Annotated in this window: 2 protein-coding genes; one reads left to right on the top strand and one right to left on the bottom strand. The window is 59.5% G+C overall.

The features are described 5' to 3' along the window. Positions 1-3 precede the first annotated feature (3 nt). A complete protein-coding gene (locus tag WBB85_RS21215; RefSeq protein ID WP_432640568.1) occupies positions 4-1,572 on the bottom strand; it encodes an ABC transporter substrate-binding protein in 1,569 nt (522 codons plus the stop codon). Positions 1,573-1,746: 174 nt separating this feature from the next. Between WBB85_RS21215 and WBB85_RS21210 the strand changes: the two genes are divergently transcribed. Next, positions 1,747-2,529, top strand: a complete 783-nt coding sequence (locus tag WBB85_RS21210) for a helix-turn-helix domain-containing protein (RefSeq protein WP_432640567.1) — start codon at positions 1,747-1,749, stop codon at positions 2,527-2,529. Positions 2,530-2,790: the final 261 nt, after the last annotated feature.

Genomic DNA, 2,790 nt, shown 5'->3' with positions numbered 1-2,790 from the left:
GTCTTATGCCGCGCCGAAGTAGCGGTAGAGCGGCAGTCCGTCCGGGCGCAGCGCCGGAACGACAGAGTTGCGATAGATCACCGGCGTCGATTCATGCGTGATGAACTTGTAGGCGCCGGATTCTTCCATCAGGTCCTGTGCACGGGCATACATCTCGGCACGCTTGGCCTGATCGCCTTCCGACTGGGCCGCGAGGTGCAGCTTGTCGAACTCTTCGTTCCGGAAACGCTCCCAGTTCCAGATGCCTGCCTGTTCGCTGATGAACCACGATGTCGCGTAATAGGGATCTGGCGTCATCGAATAGCGGTTCAGCACCAGTTCCAGATCTTCGTTGGAGCCGAGTTCCCAGAAGGTCGCCCCTTCATGGAGCCGGATTTCCAGCGTGATGCCGATTGCGGCGAGGTTGGCCTGGATGATCTGGGCGGCGGTGACGTTGGCCGACTTGTTCAGAACGTCGATGGCCAGAGAGACATCGGTTTCGCCCGATTCCGCCATCAGCGCCATCGCCTTTTCCAAATTGGCGGCGGTACCCGTCAGCGAGGCTTCGCGATGGCCCGGCAGGCCAGGCGCGATGATCCCGGTCGAGGGTTCCGCCGCGCCGAAATAGGCACCCGCCATGATCGAGGGCACGTCGATGGCATACTGGATCGCCTGGCGCAACTTGATGTTGCCAAGCTTCGGATTGTCGAGGTTCATGCCAACCCATGCATAGTAGAGCGACGGGTATTCATCCAGAGTCGCACCGTCGATGGGCGAAGACTTCAGGCGTTCGACCGAGTCGAGGCTGACACGGGTAAAGTCGAGTTCACCGGCCTCGAATGCGATCTCGGCGGCCTTTTCATCGTCGATATGGAAGATTTGGATCTCGTCATAGGCGACCGGCTCGCCCTTCCAGTCGGGGTTGCGGGTCAGCGTGGTCTTCTGCTTCGGTTCCCACGAAGTGTGCAGGTAGGGGCCAGAGGTCGCGACCGGCTGGGTGTCGATCTTGCCGCCGACGCTGTCGAATGCGGCCTTCGACACGATATTGCCCGCGATATACGGGAGCGTGATCGACCAGAGCGGCTGGAACGCGTTCTTCAGCACGATGGTGCCGGTGCGCTCACCGGTAACCTCGACATGATCCAAGGGGCCCCAGTCGGGCTTGTTCGTCGATTCCAGCGCATCGTCGATGATCCGCTCGAACGAGAATTTTACGTCCTCGGCGGTCATCGCACCAAAGCCGTTCGTGAAGCCGATATCGTCGCGCAGAGCGAAGTTGATATGGGTGTCGTCCACCTGCTCGACCATCGCGGCGGCATCCAGTTGCCAGCCCCATTCGCGGCCCGGCTTGTACTGGATGAGCTTGTTGTAGATCGCGGCCTGAATCTCTTCATCCACCACACCCTGGCTGAAAGCTGGGTCCATGGAGCGGATATCGGCATAGGTGCGGGTCTTCAGCGTACCGCCCGCGGCATGCGCCATGCGCGGCATGGACAGTCCAGCCACCGAGGCCATTCCCAGTGCCGTCGCGCCCTTCAGGAATGCCCGGCGGGGCAGACCGACCTTCGTCCATGCGATTCTGTTCTTTGTCATCAAACTCTCCCTGACTGATGGTTCTTGTTTTTTCGGCTATAGGAATGAGACCTCAAAAGGGGCCCAATCTCAATTTCGCACCGCGTCGCGGATTGGCGCGACTTTATGCTTGTATCGCGTCAGGTCGCGCACTATTGTGGGATGGGCACGGCATTTGGGGGCAATGGGCGATAGATGGACGAAGAGAATCTGGTTCCAAATCTGCGTCTGCTTTGCTCTACCGAATCGTCCATTTCCGAATGCTGCCGCCGTATCGGGATCAATCGCCAGCAGTTCAACAAATACCTCAACGGCTCTTCGCGCCCTTCCTCGGCAAATCTGCGCAGGATCGCCAGCTACTTTGGCCTGAAGCCGCTGGAACTTTTGATGGCGCCGGAAAGTTTAGAAGGTCACCCTTCGGTGTTGCCGCGTCTGCAGGGCATGGTGACTCCAGGCGCGGGGGCAACCGGTTTCGCCACCGCCTTCGACGGCCAGTCGGCGCCGCTGCGTCGCTATCTTGGCTATTATCACTCCTATTTTCATACGGAGAGTTGGAAAAACGCGGTCATCTGCGCCCTTGTCCGCCTTGATGAGCGTGACGGGATTATCTGTAGCAAGACCATCGAGCGGTCGCGCGACCCCGAGGATGGGACCCTTTATCTGTCGAAATATGATGGGCGGGTCGCCATGTTGGGAAACCGCATCTTTATTTTGGAATTTCAAAATCTTGCACGGGATGCTCTGGTAGAGACGGTGCTTGATCCAGTCGGCCGCGGTCAGCAGACCTATCTTCGCGGCACCACCTTTGGCATCACCAGCCGCCAGCGTTCGCCCTTCATGGCTCCGGTTGTGTGGCACTATCTGGGGGCCGACATCGACCTGCGGGCCGCGCTGCGGAAGGTGGGCCTGTTCGATCTGCAATCGCCGCAACTTGATCGGCGGGTCATGGCTATTCTGCCCGGCATTGGCACCCTGTAGCCGCGTCACGGCGCGTTACTGGTCTTGCGCCTATGCAACAAGCCCTTAGCACCGGGGCGTCCTGACATTTTCGGCGCGGGCAACGCCTTTCACCTGCCGCGCATCAAAGAAGGTGTCCGCATTTTTGCCGAGGAGGGCGCTTCGGCGCTCCAATCTGCTATGGTGCCAGGGGGATCTATCCCTTTGGATCCGTATTCCTGTTCCTCGACACCGGAACAACAGTCGGCTTATCTGCAAAGCGGGGCTGCCAGCGCATCGAAG

This window comes from Albidovulum sp. (assembly GCF_049646345.1).
Classification (GTDB): domain Bacteria; phylum Pseudomonadota; class Alphaproteobacteria; order Rhodobacterales; family Rhodobacteraceae; genus Albidovulum.
The sequence above is the reverse complement of the archived record's forward strand: the minus strand, read 5'-3'. Positions and strand labels throughout refer to the sequence as shown.